The organism is Pseudomonas wenzhouensis, assembly GCF_021029445.1.
GTDB classification, from domain to species: domain Bacteria; phylum Pseudomonadota; class Gammaproteobacteria; order Pseudomonadales; family Pseudomonadaceae; genus Aquipseudomonas; species Aquipseudomonas wenzhouensis.
In genome coordinates this window covers 4041890-4057055 of the sequence record NZ_CP072610.1, presented here as the reverse complement: position 1 = coordinate 4057055, position 15166 = coordinate 4041890, and the positions used below count along the sequence as shown (strand labels likewise).

Below are 15166 nucleotides of genomic sequence, written 5' to 3'. Positions count from 1 at the left end.
CGCAGTGGAATTGGAAAAGTAGAACTAATGCCTTGAAGGCACGATCCGGCAGAGCAGTCAGCTATGAGGAACGCATTACCACCGCAGTGCCCGCATGAATCCACCGGCCTCTCTTTCTGGGAGGTGGGTTATGTCTGAGATGATCCTTCTGGACTTCAATGCGGTTAGCCGCAAAGTCGGATTGAGTCGTAAAACTATCTACTGCCGTATCCGAGAGGGTGACTTCCCGAGACAGGTGAAGATAGGCCGAGCAAGCCGCTGGCTTCAGCACGAAGTCGACGACTGGATAGCCAGTGCAGCTGCAGCGAGATAGTAAAGAGGCCGGTCGATTGACCGGCGTTTTTTTGGTGCGCCAGGCATGGCGCGTAGCGCCGTGACTGGCGCTGTTCGGTTCACTGTGGTGGTGAGCTGGACGACTAGGAGGTGAAAGTCCTCTACACACCCGGCAAGGGGAAGTGTTAGCCAGAGGCAAGGGTGTCGTGGGTGACTGCGAATCTGAAGGAAGCCCGAGGCAAAATGCTGGCCTGACGAACAGGAAGCGGATTAGGCGGTGCAGCGGGGTAAGGTAGCCAAAATTGCCAAAGCCCAATACTTGCACGGAACGCTGTGACGTAGATCCGACAGGCATAAGCAGGAAAGTCGCGCGAATTACCCTGGGAGATCTGTTTGACCTGCCATGTGCTACCGGCGCCGCGAGGTGACGGGATGGGCGAACAGAAGTCAGCAGAGGCCGTAGTAGTTGCTCGCAACCGGAGCAATGAAGGGCTGAACCTGTCATGAGTGGATAGTCAGGTGTGCTCTCTGTTGGAGCGTAAAGCAGAAGCGTCGTGAACAGCGGCGGTCGAGACCACCAGGAGGTAGGAGTCGGAAACTCCGAGGGCCGGTCTGGGCGCTTAGTTACCACAGGCGACACATCAACGGAACCAAGCTCGCTGACGCTGTTGGTCAGTAGGCAGGAACCGCCGTATACGGAACCGTACGTACGGTGGTGTGGGAGGACGGCGGGGGTGACCCCGCCTCCTACCCGAATTCTGCTTGGAACGTAGGATTTTCAGTTCTAGTGCCCGGTCTGTGGGTAACCCCCTCCCAGATCTCGAAGATGGTGGCAGGGTTTGAGCAGCTTTTTAGGTATTTTTCATTGAAGTTGGGAAAGGATGTATTGAGCTTCTTTTTTCATTCCAATTCTGGCCAGATATTTGGCAAATATATGCCACGGTGGAATGTTGCTCATGTAATCGCTGGGGCCTGCATACATTCCTCCGCCTGGTCCGCTATAAAGGCCACCACCAGGCCCTATGTATAAGCCTCCACCGGGGCCAGTATAGGCGCCGCCTCCTGGGCCGGTATAAAGTCCGCCGCCAGGCCCCGTATATAAACCCCCTCCCGGCCCTGTATACATACCGCCTCCTGGGCCAGAGTACATACCACCGCCTGGTCCAGTGTATGCGCCACCACCAGGGCCTGTGTACATCCCGCCACCAGGGCCCGTGTATAAGCCGCCGCCGGGTCCAGTGTATAAATTACGTGGCCACATCTAGACCTCCTTCTATGTACTGGCGCTCATAGTTCAGGCACGGCCAGTACAAGTTAGTGCTAACCCTGTGAGCAATGCTGCTAGAGACTTACCAGCTCGGCAATTTTTTGCGCTACCACTGACATGGAGTCTTCTGCAGTGTCTAAGCCGCTTCGGGACGCAAGTAAGGGACTGACATTGCGAAGAGCGTCGTATGTGGTGTTGTGTACAATCGGAACTAGCTGATTACCTGCCAGGAGTGCTGACAGTTCTTTGTCGGCGACGCTCTCTTTCGGTAGGCGAGCCAATAGCGCAGGGGTCACCAGGACAAGTCCAATCCGTGAATTTGCTAAGCCTTTGTCAATGGCACGCATCATCGGAACGCCAAGTCCAAGATCCTTCTCGCTGAACCAAACTTTGACTCCCGCTGCTATCAGGAGTTCGTGCAGTTCTTTAGCTGCTCCCTGGCGGTCGTCCCATGCGTGACACAGAAATACGTCACGTAGGTCAGGTTGCACAGCTGCTCGCGTCTCTACTGTCTGACGAATTGGTGTGAGGGATTGGACTTGAGCAAATGTGTATGGCACGGATGAACCCGCTTTGGACCAGCGTGGCCTTGAGCCCCCGCTAGACCTACCTCCACCACCGACACTTCCGTAGCTACTCCCGCCACCGCTTGAGGATGGGTAGTAGGATCGAAAACTGCTGCGGTATCGACAAGCAGGGCAGGCGGCAGCAGCTGCTGCTGAGCTATGCCCACGTACTGGAGCTGTGCATCTAGACATGTCGTAATCCTGCATGAGTTGGAGCTAGCCCCAGGGCAGAGAACCTGCCCTGGGTGTGTTAAGCGATCAAATCAATTGGCCGCTTTGGGGCGAATAACGATGCGGAACGGTTGACCGTTAGCGCGCCGGATCACCTTTCCCGACTTGGTGGTGATAGTCATGCGATAGATGACCTCACCTTCCCCGTCGGGCTTTTCGAACATCTCAAGCTGGGACATAAATTGTCTCCCATTGAGGTGGCTCGAACACAAAACTCGCTCCCTTGCATAAGCAGACCCTTGGGGCTACCATCGCAAGGCTTTCCTCACAAAAGCGCGAGAGACATCTAGAGCCAGTTCAGATGTCTTTTACCGAGGCCGGTCAAGTTTGCACCTTGATCGGCCTTTTCGTTTCTGGCGTTTACCACGCCGTCAAGCTCATATCTAAGTCACCTTATGTGCTATAAAGTAGCGACCAGGAAGATCATAATTTAACCATATCATCATCATTTTGATTAGGTCAAGCGCTCGTGTGCTATCGTTCTCATCAGATGGGATCGATCGTGTGCTGGCCATGCACCAAGACAGGTAAGCCGATTCAGTAGGCACGACGGAGAGCAGATGATTGACTTGAAGGATTACAGCCAGGCACAGCGGGAGCGCTTGGTGTACATAGACTTCCGTCTCTATTTCACAGGGGCCGTCTCCCGAGCGGATCTAATGGACCGTTTCGGGGTGGGCGCCGCTGCCGCTACTCGGGACTTCGCGCAATACCGTGAGATTGCTTCAGGAAACACTGAGCTCGACACGGTGGCTAAGCATTACGTGATACGCGACAGCTTCTCTCCCATAGTTGCGCATTCACCTGAGCGAGTGCTCACTGCCCTTTCCCATGGATACGGTTACGGCCTAGAGGGCGAGCAGCCTTTGATCCTCAATGAGGCGGTTTCACTACTCAGCAAGCCGAAGGTTGAAATCCTTGCACCAATCACTCGTGCGATCAGCCTCAATCAAGTGGTGAAAATTAACTACACGTCGGGCTCGGGGGAGTCTGAGCGAGAAATAGTGCCCTTCGCTGTCGGATGTGATGGGTTGCGCTGGCATGTTCGGGCTTACGATAGGAAGCGTGAGAAGTTTGTGGACTTCGTACTGGCGCGCATCGGTCACGCTCAAGTTCAGTTGGGGCAGAAACCTCGTAGCGTAGAAAATCCAAAGCATGATGATCAGTGGAATCGCATGCTGGATTTGCCCCTCGTCCCGCATCCAGATAAAAACTGTGAGCGGATAGTGATGTGTGACTATGACATGCCTGATGGTGTGCTCAGGCTTCGCGTACGCGCGGCGATGGCAGGATATGTCCTGCAGCAGTACCACGTTGACTGTTCTCCAGACCATAGCAATAAGGACAAGGCTTACCGTCTCTGGCTGAGTGACCCATTAGCTCTGTATGGAGTAGAGAGTTCAATGTTTGCCCCCGGATACAAAAGCCCGAATAGCTAATCATCTTCCGAGCGGGGGAGTATTCGTTCTGCGTCAGCAAGGTGTTGTGATGGGTTATGAATAGTCCACCCCAAGACGTCTCCTAATCAGTATTTAAACCCGATGCGATGGGCTGTGTTGAGATTGTTGTAGGGGGGCGGGACAGCAGCCTGGTTTGTGGGCTTTTAGCCCATCAAGATGTTTGTGCAATATCTTCTTCGAGCTCCCTTACGGCCTTGGTTACCTTGACCTCGAAAAGCCGCTCCACCTGGTCATCGCGTAGACGCTGGGCAGCATCCCCAATCCATAGTGCCAGTAGCTTGCGTTTGTCCGCGATACTGTGGTCGTCCAAGTTGGGGATGTAGGTATGGTTGCCAGCTCTTCCACGACGAAGCTCATAGAAGGTCTTGATCAACGATTTTGTTCTGATTTTTCCGTTAAGCGAAAAGCGTGTGGTCAGGTTGCGGATCGTATGATTGACCGACCGCAGCTGCGCTGTCGACGTAATTTGGGAGAAGTACGAGGCCCAGCCCCGTCGTTTGCCGCCGAAGAAGCAGCCGGTGATCCGAAGGTTTACCTTCCATTCACAATACGCCCTAGCTCGCTCTATATCCTCTGGTGACCTTGCGGTTGCAACCTTGTGTCGGTAAGCCGTGAAAATTTTGGCAATCGAGGACTCGAAGCGGAGGATGCTCTCCCGGCGAATAATGATCTGACCGCCTTCGACCTGATACCCCAGGAAACTGAAGGGTTCTGTAAGAGGTGCAAACTTAGATTTTGATTCCGGACCAAACTCGTGGGGCTGTAGTCCCATGTTCTTGAGCTCGTTAATGAGCTCATTGGCCACTGCCTCGGACTGATTCTCTGGCGTAAGGATCAAGATGTCATCGACGTAGCGCTTGTACCAAATATCTGGTCGACTCTTGAAAGCTAAGTCGACGTCTTGAAGTGCAATTTCGGCCAACAAGTTGGAGACTGCCAGGCCCTGGGGTACGCCAATGGTTGTGTTGGGGGTGTCTTTTCTGCCTTTGGACTCAGGCACGGTCGGCGTGGTGATTGCAGATGCAATAAGTTGCTTCAGTTCCGTCTTGCGGATCTTTTTTCGAACAGCGGCATTGATCAGAGAGTGCGGGATTGAAGGGTAGAAATGCTTCAAGTCAATCTTGGCGTACTCGCTATAGACCCCAGATGCTAAAGCGCTCTTCAGGTCTTCAATGACTCCCTGGGGTAGCGAGAGCTTGGCTGCCGGGTATACCTCAGCAAGACACTCACACAGTGCTCGCAGGACAATACGATCCCGTGCTGTTGGGATTGATATCTGTCTAGGGAGGGCGGTGGCTCCCTTGAGGATTAGCTTTTCCTTATAGGCTGTGAACCTATATTTACCCTGGTGAACCTTCTGAATGATGAGCTCAAGCTCATTTGTCAGTTTGGCGTCCAGCTTGGCCGGTCTAGTGCGGTCAAGCCCGATGGCCCCCGAAGTTTTGATCTTTTCGGCATAGACTCGGAGGAGCGATCTGCGAGCAAAGTATTTCTTGAAACTACGCGCAGCGCTCATTAGCACATCCAGGTCAGCAAACCCACGGCAAGGGGAAGTACATATAGGGCTACGGTAATAATCAGGCGAGCGCTGAGCCAGGATATGGCATAGCAATTCTCGAACGCTGTCGGGTTTCGACTGGTAAGCCCGGTTGCAAATACGCGTGCAATGCGGTCGTCGATTTCTCTGTGATTTTCACACTCAGCTAGCAGCTCGTCATACTTTGCCGCTTGCACTGGGGTCGGGGCGGCGCCGAGGGAAAGATCACGGTATAGGGCCTGCAGTTGCAGGTAGTTTTTGCGCATCATCATGGCGCGAGCCCGAAAGTCGCGGTTAGTCACTGCGAGCGAGACGCCAAGTAAAGCGATGGAAAGTACAGTGGCCATCATGTCGGTGTCGGGGCCGAGGAGATGTTCGTAGCGAATGGTCAGTACGCCTAATGTTGCGCTGAGTATTGCGTACCACACCAGTAGCATCTGTGAGTGGAAGTCCAGCCAATCTAGGCGGTGATGGGCCTGAATGCGGGCCTTGTAGGTGAACCAGACGCTGTCCTTCACGCGTACATCTCCATAGGGATTAGGGGAAGAGGCAGGGGGATTTGAGTAACCTTTGAACATCCCCAGTGGGGATCAGTGGGGTTTTAGCCCAACAGCCGAAGCTGTTAATTATCAGAACCGCCCTCGAATAAACGAGAGGAGGAACCTGCCTCTTCCGCAGTGATCTTACAATGCCACTACCCATCAGAGAAGCTTACAGCGCAATGGCGGCAAGGCTATGGGACGCGATGGTACTTCTAGGTGCATGATTGTTCGCTATTGACTGCTTTATGCCCGTCCTCCGAGGAGAATCTTCATTTATCCACTGCTGGCGATAGCTACCCTGTTTGACGCCGGCTTGATCGGCGTTATACAAAAATAATTGATTTTAGTGTTGCAATAGTTTTTACTCATTTCTCATGCTGGTTGTGTACGAGAACGTCGTAAACACAACAAGAAGAATCAGCATGAACACAGAAACCCAAAATGCTTACCGCTCACTGGCGAGTCACTTTTACGCCACACACCTGCCAGACACTCCACTTAGCGAACTCAACGAGTTCAACATCATTGGTGCATTGCTGCGCGCCGCCCCAGGCTATCGGCCTGACTATTTCAGGCGGTTGCGCAATGCGTTGGCTCTGGATCAAAAGCTAAGGGGCAAGTTTTGGATTGCTCAGGAGATCAACCGGACGCTCAACCCGGTTACCGTGCTCGGCTTGCCGCGTAAGCGAAAGCCAGTCCGGCAGCAGAGAATTTCTGATGAGGATTTTGGCCGTTGGGTGGAGGGGCTTTTGGCGGATGAAATGCCTGTCGAGGCAGGGGCGTTGATGTTGATTAGCATGACTGGCGCGAGGCCTTGCGAGCTGGCGGGCATCACTGTAGATGAGCAGCGGATCATTATCCCTGGCGCTAAGCACAGTCATGGTGGATTGCGCGGTGCTGACCGAGAGCTTGAGGCCAGTCAGGAATTCTGCGATCTCGTGTGTAATGCTCTGGAAGCTTTTCACAAAGAGGATCGAAGCCTCGACTCCATGCGTATGGCGATCCACGCGGTGGCCAAAAAGATCTTTCCGCGTGGGCGGACTCCCTCCATGTATACGTTGCGACACCAGTTCGGCGCGAATTTGAAGGCCACTGGAGCGTCCAGGCGTCAGATGGCATATGTGATGGGGCACCAGGCGACGGATTCCATTGGTCGCTACGGCGACAAGCGCTTCGGGCGAGCCGAAGCTGTCCAGGTAAGGCCTGCCAAGGACGCGGATCTATCGGCTATTCGAACAACGCATGCGGCGTATGCTCGCACTCGCTCAAAGGCACTGCGGGTAGATTGCTGATGATTGAGTTCATCTGCTGCTAATTTTCAGCATCTCAGCTCATCTGTAGGCAGGGGCAATCAAATGGTCGGGTATGCGACCAGGCTGATGCCTTCTGCCCGCACCCTGTGCAGAGGCGTATCAGTAAAAAAGACAGATCGCGAAGGGGGCGGGTGCTCTGGAGTCGATCATTTCCAGCCGCACCTGATGTAAGTCCCCGCAGACGGTTTCTGCCCAGGTGCCATAGGGCGTGAAGTCCGCAGCCAGAAAGGTGTCGTCGTGAAAGACGATGCCGTTGGCGGCGCTGATGGTGGTTGCGAAGTCAGGCGTAGTGTTCAGCTCGGTATCGAGTTCAACTTGCAGCGCCGCCTGGGCCTGCTCGAAGGAGTTGATCTGTGGCCCGTGCTCTATCAAGTAGTGGCCAAGGTGGGTGGCTTGCTGCCATGAGAGTGGTGTGTACAGGCATTTAGGACCGCCCGCGCCACCAAGCTGAATCAGCGCGAGTGATACGGCGGGCACGCTCTGGTATTCCGCTCTGGCGGCAATCCCGTTGTTGTAAGAAGCGTTAAATATCCATGGCTTGGCATTGTTCATCGACCTGTGTCCTATTGAGTGGCTCCTCGTGGTGAGGCGCTCAGCCCTGACAGGCTTTAGGTCGTTCTAAGCTCCATGATTTTTCGTGACAGGCTTCGCATTCTGCGGCGATGCTTCGTAACTTAAGCAGGCGGCTGGATAGCAGCCACGCGAGTGCCAAAACTTTACCTGTATGCACAGCCAAGCTGGCCCGATATGGCCGAAGTGGATAAGGTTCGCGTGTTAATCGCAGGTGGCTATCGCCCACTTATCTCAATGCATCTGCTGATGCTCAGCCAGCTTCTGAAGCGAACTGCAGGGGCATGGCAGAGGGCTAAGCCTGCGTACTTATTTTTTACACCAGCAAGGATTGTTCGTGGCTATCAAGAAATCCGACCTTTACTCCTCCCTCTGGGCTTCGTGCGACGAGTTGCGTGGCGGGATGGATGCCAGCCAGTACAAGGACTACGTCCTGTTCATGCTGTTCATCAAGTACATCTCCGACAAGTACGGCAATTCGGATGACTTCGCGCCACCGGTGACCATCCCGGCAGGTGCCAGCTTCAAGGATATGGTCGCCCTCAAGGGCAAGGCCGATATCGGCGACAAGATCAACACGCAGATCATCCAGCCGCTGATCGATGCCAACGCCCGGCTTGCCCGCAGTGACTTCCCCGACTTCAACGACCCGAGCAAGCTCGGCGAGGGGAAGGACATGGTGGAGCGACTCAGCAATCTGGTTGCGATTTTCGAAAAGCCTGAGCTGGATTTCTCGAAGAACCGCGCCGACAACGACGACATCCTCGGCGACGCCTACGAATACCTGATGCGCCACTTCGCCAGCGAAAGCGGCAAGAGCAAAGGGCAGTTCTACACTCCGTCCGAGGTCAGCCGCGTTATCGCCAAGGTCATTGGTATCACGCCTGCAAATTCAGTGGGCTCAACCACGGTATATGACCCGACCTGCGGCTCAGGTTCGCTGTTGCTGAAAGTGGCTGACCAGGCCGGGAAGCACATCACCCTGGAAGGGCAGGAGATGGACGTGACCACAGCTGGTCTTGCCCGCATGAACATGATCCTTCATGACTTCCCGACCGCCAACATCCTGCAGGGCAACACGCTGTCCACGCCCAAGTTCAAGGATGGCGAACAGCTGCGTACCTATGACTACGTGGTGGCTAACCCGCCGTTCTCGGTCAAAACCTGGAGCGTTGGTTTAACGCCTGCCAACGATCCCTACCAGCGCTTTGCCTGGGGCGAGCCGCCCGCCAAACAAGGCGACTATGCCTTTCTGTTGCACATCATCCGCTCCATGAAAAACACCGGCAAAGCCGCCTGCATCCTGCCTCACGGCGTGCTTTTTCGTGGCAATGCCGAGGCGGTAATCCGCGAGAAGCTAGTGCGCTCCGGCTACCTCAAGGCCATCATAGGCTTGCCGGCCAACCTGTTTTACGGCACCGGCATTCCCGCCTGCATCCTGGTGTTGGACAAGGAAAATGCCAGCGCGCGTAAAGGCATCTTTATGATCGATGCCGCCAAAGGCTTTATCAAAGACGGCCCGAAAAACCGTCTGCGCGACCAGGATGTGCACAAGATCGTCGATACCTTTACCCGCATGGTCGATGTGCCGCGTTACGCACGTATGGTCGCCTTCGACGAGATCAGTGATCCGAAGAACGACTTCAACCTCAACCTGCCGCGCTATATCGACAGCAGCGAGCCGGAGGATATTCAGGATATCGACGGCCACTTGCGTGGCGGTATTCCCGAGCGGGATATCGATGCTCTGGATCGCTACTGGCAAGTGATGCCTGATCTGCGTACGGCCCTGTTCAAACCCGCCAGCCACGCCGGTTACTTTGAGCTGGTCAACTGCGACGTGAAGCCGGTTATCTTCGGCCATCCGCAGTTCACTGCGTTCAAGGCCGGGGTGGATGTGCTGTACAACCAGTGGCTGGCTAGCAGCATTCCGCAGCTCAACGGCTTTGCTGCGGATGCCGCCAGCAGCCATCCCAAGGAACTCATTTTCAAGCTCTCGGAAGAACTGCTTAGCGTCTTTGCCAAGGCGCCCTTGCTCGACCATTACGACATCTACCAGCACCTGATGGACTACTGGGCCGAGACCATGCAGGACGACTGCTACCTGATCAGCGCCGATGGCTGGATGGCTGGCGCGACAGTGCGTGAGATCCACAAGGTAAAGGACAAGAACAACAAGCTGGTCTGGGCGGAGAAGCATGACTACAGCCAAGGCAAGCGCCGCTTCAAGTCCGACCTGATTCCAGTCGAGCTGCTGGTTGCCCGCTACTTCAGCGCTGAGCGTAGCGCCATCGAAGGACTGGAAACGCAGCTGTCCAGTATCGAGCAAAGCATGAGCGAACTGCTCGAAGAGCACAGTGGTGAGGATGGCTCGCTCAGCGAGGTGATCGAAGGCGAAGGCGACAAGCAGAAAGTCACCGCCAAAGCCATCAAGGCCCGCCAACGCGAGATCGATAACGACCCGGACTATGAGGATGAACTCAAGGTGCTGGCCGACTATGCCAAGCTGCTCGACCAGCAAGGCGCCCTCAAGGCCAAGCTGAAAAAGGCCGAGGAAGACCTCGACAACAAGATCCACGGCAAGTACCCGCAGCTCAGCGAAGCCGAAATCAAAACCCTGGTGGTGGACGACAAGTGGCTGGCCACCCTGACCGTCGCCGTACAGGGCGAACTGGATCGTGTGTCGCAAACCCTGACCGGGCGTATTCGTGAACTCAGCGAGCGCTATGCCATGCCATTGCTGCAGCTTGTTGATGAAGTCGCCGTGCTGGCTAGTCGTGTGGACGAACATCTGAAGAAGATGGGGGCGGTATGGCCGTGAAGCCGGGCTACAAGCAGACCGAAATTGGCGTTGTTCCAATGCAGTGGGAGGTTAAGTCTTTAACAGAGATAGCCGAGAAAATCATGGTCGGTATTGCTAGCGCCGCGACCCACGCCTACAGAGTCAAAGGCGTGCCGATGTTCAGAAACCAGAATGTCAAAGCAGGCAAGCTAGATGACAGTGATCTGCTTTTCATCGCCCCCGAATACGAAATAACCTTTAAAAACAAAAGGCTTCGTAGCGGTGATTTGCTCACTATGAGAACGGGCTATCCAGGTGTTACGGCCATCGTTCCGCCCCAGTACGATTCCGCTCAAAGTTTTACCACGCTAATCACCCGGCCAAATCATCGTGAGGTGGATAGTAGTTTTCTATGCCACTACATCAACTCTGAGATCGGGCAGAGATTTTTCACTCAGAGTCAGATTGGTGGGGCGCAGAAGAACGTAAATGCCGGCACGCTTCGTATGATGCCCGTTCCGATTCCCTCTCTGTCCGAACAGCGTGCCATCGCGACGGCACTAAGTGATGTGGATGAGCTGCTGGGTGCGCTGGAGCGGCTTATCGCGAAGAAGCGAGACCTTAAACTGGCTGCCATGCAACAGCTCCTCACCGGCCAAACCCGTCTTTCCGGCTTCCACAGCGAGTGGGAGGTTAAGCGGTTGGGGGAGATTTGTGACATAGCCATGGGGCGCACGCCGGCGCGCTTAAACAAAAAATTTTGGGGGCGTGGCTATAAGTGGCTTTCTATTGCTGATTTTCAAGGAAAAGTGGTTTCAGAGTCCAAAGAGGAAATCACAGAGTTGGCAGCCTCAACAATGGAGGTTATCCCCAAAGGAACACTGTTGATGAGCTTCAAGCTTTCTATCGGGCGGCTGTGTTTTGCGGGCTGTGATCTTTACACCAATGAAGCTATCTGCAGCTTCAAAAATCTTCAAGCCAGTGGTGAATTCCTGTACTACGCACTCGGAAGAACTGATTTTTCTCTGTATGGCAAACAGGCCGTGAAAGGTTACACCCTGAATAAAGAGTCGCTAAAGATTGTTGAGGTTGATCTGCCATCGCTTCCTGAACAAACCGCCATCGCCTCCGTGCTATCCGATATGGACGCCGAATTGGCCGTTCTGGAGCAACGCTTGGCCAAAACCCGTGTCCTTAAACAAGGCATGATGCAAGAGCTGCTCACCGGAAGGACGCGCTTGGTATGACCGACTTGGGCATGGGTGCAAAACAAGCGCAGCAGGCCACCGAACTCTCCAGCACGATCACCAGCGTGTATGACTTGCTTATGGACCCGGCGCTGGAAATTCCCCAGTACCAGCGTCCGTACAAGTGGACCGGCAAGAACATCAACCAACTCTTCTCCGATATCGCCATCCACAAGGACAAGTCCGCTTACCGCCTGGGCACTATCGTGTTTCACCGGGAGGGCGAGAAAAACAACATCGTCGATGGTCAGCAGCGCACCATCAGCCTGCTGCTGGCGGCCCGTGCATTGATTCAGCGGAGCAAGGAAAAGAAGCTCGAACGCAAAGACCTACAGGAGCAGTTACTCAAGCTTGAGCAGGTAATGATCAACCCCAGCTTTACCAGCGAGATCTCGCATAAGAACATCCACAGCAATTACCTTGAGGTGGCCCGCATCGTCTCCCGTGCGGACTTTACCGAGGCGCATATCGACTTCTTCCTGAACAAGTGCCAGGTCGTTGCGGTGGCGCTGACGGATGTGTCCGAGGCCTTCCAGTTCTTCGACTCGCAGAATGCTCGGGGCCGCGATCTGGAACCGCATGATCTGCTCAAGGCCTACCACCTGCGTGAGTTCAGCCCGCGTGACGAGCCATTGAAGGTGGCCACGGTGGCCCGCTGGGAAAACAGTGATACCAAGGAGCTGGCCACGCTGTTTTCGCAATACCTGTACCGCATCCGCAATTGGTCAAAAGGCGTATCGGCGCGTTACTTCAGCAAGGACGATAGCGACCTGTTCAAGGGCGTGAATATCGATACGGTGGCCAGCTACCCCTATGTGGAGCAACTGCGTATCGCCCACCATTTTGTCGATCACTACAACGGGCAATACGAGCGCAAGGTCGATTCGCGTGAGATGGGTTTTCCCTTCCACCTGGACCAGATCATCATCAATGGTCGGCGCTTCTTTGAGCTGATCAGCCATTACCAGAGCAAGGTGGCGCGCATCAGCGGCAAGCCCAGGAATGAGCATGAGCGAGGCGGGGATGCAGCGCTCGATGGCTTTGCACCAAGGATCATGGCGGTGCTCGACAACTACACGGCGAGAGCCCGCACGGGTGATCGTTACGTGCGGGCGATGTTCGATTGTCTGTTGATCTACTACATCGATAAGTTCGGCCACGCCGAGCTGTCGCGGGCCATCGAGAAAATCTTTATCTGGGCCTACAGCCTGCGTTTGCAGATGCAGGTGGTGCAGCTTGCGAGCATGGATAACTACGTGCTGGCGAACAATCTGTTCCGGCTGATCAAGGACGCCACTCGTCCGGCGGACGTTATCAATCAACCGCTGAAAGCACTCACCAGCAACAGTTCGACCAAAACCGAGGCAATCGAGGCGCTATTCAGGGAGATGAAATACCGTGAGTGAGGCCATCACCCAGCTTTCCATCCGGCAGCTACTCGGCGGCCGTGATGATTACGTTATCCCGATGTATCAGCGCAATTACGCCTGGGAAGAGGGTGAGATCACCCAATTGATTCAGGACGTAATCGACTACCTGCCGAAGCGTGGCGATCAAGCACGTAACTACTACATTGGCAGCCTGGTGGTGTATGAGCGCACGGACGGCAAAACGCCCGTGTTCGAAACCATCGATGGTCAGCAGCGGCTGACAACGCTGTCGTTGCTGACCTCCTACCTGAAGAACAGCAAGGCGGTTGACCTCGATTGGTATGCCAACCTGAGTATCCACTTCGATAGCCGCGAGCATTCGCGGGCGACCTTTGCCGCCATCTTCGAGGGGCGTTTCAAGGATGACCCTGCTGAGATACTGGCTGAACAGCAGATCAATACCGGCATCCTCAATGGCTATCGGCTGATCCATAAGGTGTTGCCGCACAAGCTCAAAGAGAACGACGTTTCACCCCAGCAGTTCGCGGATTTTCTGTTTCGCTATGTGCAGATCATGCGGGTGAAGGTGCCGGCGGATACTGACCTGAACCATTACTTCGAGATCATGAACAACCGTGGCGAGCAGCTAGAGAAGCACGAGGTGCTCAAGGCGCGGATGATGGAGAAGTTGCAGGGCTGCCAGCAGAGCCAGAACTGCCTGCACACCGTATGGGAAGCCTGCGCAAATATGGAGCGTTACGTGCAGATGGGCTTCACACCCGGCCAGCGCAGCAGCATTTTTGGTGAGCAGAATTGGGGCCGGTTTGAGCCCGCGAACTTTGATGAGCTTTCTGCTGCACTGCACCGTACGCAGGAATTTGTAGACCGGCAGGACGCACCATTAACCCTTGAGCAGATCATTGCCAGGACGTCTGTTGGTGTCGAGCAGGATAAGACGGGTGATGAGGCGCCCGAGCGCTTCAACACGGTGATCAATTTCCCGAACTTTCTGCTGCATGTGCTGCGTGTAGATACGCAAGCGGACATCCCCTTGGATGACAAGCGCCTGCTTGACACCTTTGAAGCCCATATTCTGAAGCAGCCTGACCCGGCTGCTGCGGTGAAGCGTTTTACCTTCAGTCTGCTGCGCAGTAAGTACCTTTTTGATCAGTTTGTGATCAAGCGCGAATTCATCAAGGGTGCGGACGGTTGGAGCCTTAAACGCTTCAAATGGAACGACGGCGGCGAGCGCAGCCGAGCGGGGCGCGGCAGCTATGTGAATACCTTTGGTGAAGAAGAAGGCAACGAAGGTATCAATCGTCGCATCTTGATGCTGCTGTCGGCGTTTCATGTGTCCACGCCAACGCTGGTTTACAAGCATTGGCTGAACGCGGCGCTGCATTACCTGTTTCATGCTGAGCAGGTTGAGGCTCAGGCCTACCTGCAGTACATGGAGTCAGTCGCGAAGGCATTTGTCTTTGACCGCTTTCTGGCTGCCGAGGCGGGCTTGGAATACTTCGCGATGATCTACGGGAACAAGGGCGTCTGTCAGACCCGTGGCGAAGACGTAACGGCAGAGGCGCTGAAGCCGCTTTTGAGCTTCGGCAATATCGAAAACAATCTGGTGTTCAACTTCCTGGATTATCTGCTTTGGCTTGAACATCAGGGTGATGAGAAGGTGAAACCTTACGAGTTCACCTTCCGCAGCTCGGTGGAACACTACTACCCGCAGCATCCATTGCCCGGGCATGCTCCGCTCGATGTCGAGACTCTGAACTCGTTTGGCAACCTGTGTCTGATCAGCCATGACAAGAACTCTCGTCTCAGCAATTTCATGCCGACGGCAAAGAAAGAGTTCTATCAGAACAACAGCATCGACAGCCTCAAGCAGCACCTGATGATGAAGGCCGAACCCTGGGATGCTCAGGCCATACGTAAGCATTACCAGCAAATGATGGACGTGCTGCTGAAGAGCCTCGCCAGCAAACACGTGACCGAGTAAACCCTG

Annotated in this window: 12 protein-coding genes; 7 read left to right on the top strand and 5 right to left on the bottom strand. The window is 54.7% G+C overall.

From position 1 onward, the window contains the following. Positions 1-94: 94 nt before the first annotated feature. Positions 95-313: a helix-turn-helix transcriptional regulator gene (locus tag J7655_RS18950; RefSeq protein ID WP_307692157.1), complete on the top strand. Its 219-nt coding sequence runs from the start codon at positions 95-97 to the stop codon at positions 311-313. Between the two features lie 1301 nt (positions 314-1614). Here J7655_RS18950 and J7655_RS18945 read toward each other — a convergent pair. Together J7655_RS18945 and J7655_RS18940 are read right to left on the bottom strand one after the other, a co-directional pair. Beyond that, complete coding sequence (locus J7655_RS18945) at positions 1615-2298, bottom strand: toll/interleukin-1 receptor domain-containing protein (protein ID WP_074856372.1); 684 nt, start codon at positions 2296-2298, stop codon at positions 1615-1617. Between the two features lie 71 nt (positions 2299-2369). Continuing rightward, positions 2370-2516: a hypothetical protein gene (locus J7655_RS18940; protein ID WP_169713323.1), complete on the bottom strand. Its 147-nt coding sequence runs from the start codon at positions 2514-2516 to the stop codon at positions 2370-2372. Positions 2517-2897: 381 nt separating this feature from the next. Here J7655_RS18940 and J7655_RS18935 point away from each other — a divergent pair, with 381 nt between their 5' ends. Then, a complete protein-coding gene (locus tag J7655_RS18935; RefSeq protein ID WP_230925735.1) occupies positions 2898-3776 on the top strand; it encodes a helix-turn-helix transcriptional regulator in 879 nt (292 codons plus the stop codon). Between the two features lie 172 nt (positions 3777-3948). Here J7655_RS18935 and J7655_RS18930 read toward each other — a convergent pair whose 3' ends face one another. After that, positions 3949-5313: an RNA-directed DNA polymerase gene (locus J7655_RS18930; RefSeq protein WP_230925734.1), complete on the bottom strand. Its 1365-nt coding sequence runs from the start codon at positions 5311-5313 to the stop codon at positions 3949-3951. Further along, the gene (locus tag J7655_RS18925; RefSeq protein ID WP_074856360.1) at positions 5313-5852 is read right to left on the bottom strand and encodes an SLATT domain-containing protein; all 540 of its coding nucleotides are present in this window, start codon (positions 5850-5852) and stop codon (positions 5313-5315) included. Before J7655_RS18925 ends, J7655_RS18930 begins: the two co-directional genes overlap by 1 nt. A 446-nt stretch (positions 5853-6298) precedes the next feature. Here J7655_RS18925 and J7655_RS18920 point away from each other — a divergent pair, with 446 nt between their 5' ends. Next, positions 6299-7168, top strand: coding sequence for a site-specific integrase (locus tag J7655_RS18920; RefSeq protein ID WP_230925733.1), 870 nt, complete (start codon positions 6299-6301; stop codon positions 7166-7168). A 120-nt stretch (positions 7169-7288) separates the two neighbouring features. Here the strand turns inward: J7655_RS18920 and J7655_RS18915 are convergent, their stop codons facing one another. Continuing rightward, entirely contained in the window at positions 7289-7741 is a 453-nt protein-coding gene (locus tag J7655_RS18915) for a hypothetical protein (protein ID WP_230925732.1), read from the bottom strand. Between the two features lie 355 nt (positions 7742-8096). On the opposite strand from J7655_RS18915, the gene J7655_RS18910 reads away from it, so the two are divergent. The 4 genes from J7655_RS18910 to J7655_RS18895 are packed head-to-tail and all read left to right on the top strand — an operon-like array spanning position 8097 to position 15160. Further along, a complete protein-coding gene (locus J7655_RS18910) occupies positions 8097-10580 on the top strand; it encodes a type I restriction-modification system subunit M (protein WP_230925731.1) in 2484 nt (827 codons plus the stop codon). Next, positions 10571-11788 carry a restriction endonuclease subunit S gene (locus J7655_RS18905; protein WP_230925730.1) on the top strand — a complete coding sequence of 406 codons (1218 nt, stop codon included), beginning with the start codon at positions 10571-10573 and terminating at the stop codon, positions 11786-11788. Before J7655_RS18910 ends, J7655_RS18905 begins: the two co-directional genes overlap by 10 nt. Continuing rightward, a complete protein-coding gene (locus J7655_RS18900; protein ID WP_230925729.1) occupies positions 11785-13194 on the top strand; it encodes a DUF262 domain-containing protein in 1410 nt (469 codons plus the stop codon). Before J7655_RS18905 ends, J7655_RS18900 begins: the two co-directional genes overlap by 4 nt. Then, entirely contained in the window at positions 13187-15160 is a 1974-nt protein-coding gene (locus tag J7655_RS18895) for a GmrSD restriction endonuclease domain-containing protein (RefSeq protein ID WP_230925728.1), read from the top strand. Before J7655_RS18900 ends, J7655_RS18895 begins: the two co-directional genes overlap by 8 nt. The last annotated feature ends 6 nt before the right edge of the window (positions 15161-15166 follow it).

Coding starts and splice junctions, on each gene's coding strand:
- J7655_RS18950 (WP_307692157.1), top strand. CDS start 95: ATGAATCCACCGGCCTCTCTTTCTGGGAGGTGGGTTATGTCTGAGATG.
- J7655_RS18945 (WP_074856372.1), bottom strand. CDS start 2,298: ATGTCTAGATGCACAGCTCCAGTACGTGGGCATAGCTCAGCAGCAGCT.
- J7655_RS18940 (WP_169713323.1), bottom strand. CDS start 2,516: ATGTCCCAGCTTGAGATGTTCGAAAAGCCCGACGGGGAAGGTGAGGTC.
- J7655_RS18935 (WP_230925735.1), top strand. CDS start 2,898: ATGATTGACTTGAAGGATTACAGCCAGGCACAGCGGGAGCGCTTGGTG.
- J7655_RS18930 (WP_230925734.1), bottom strand. CDS start 5,313: ATGAGCGCTGCGCGTAGTTTCAAGAAATACTTTGCTCGCAGATCGCTC.
- J7655_RS18920 (WP_230925733.1), top strand. CDS start 6,299: ATGAACACAGAAACCCAAAATGCTTACCGCTCACTGGCGAGTCACTTT.
- J7655_RS18915 (WP_230925732.1), bottom strand. CDS start 7,741: ATGAACAATGCCAAGCCATGGATATTTAACGCTTCTTACAACAACGGG.
- J7655_RS18905 (WP_230925730.1), top strand. CDS start 10,571: ATGGCCGTGAAGCCGGGCTACAAGCAGACCGAAATTGGCGTTGTTCCA.
- J7655_RS18900 (WP_230925729.1), top strand. CDS start 11,785: ATGACCGACTTGGGCATGGGTGCAAAACAAGCGCAGCAGGCCACCGAA.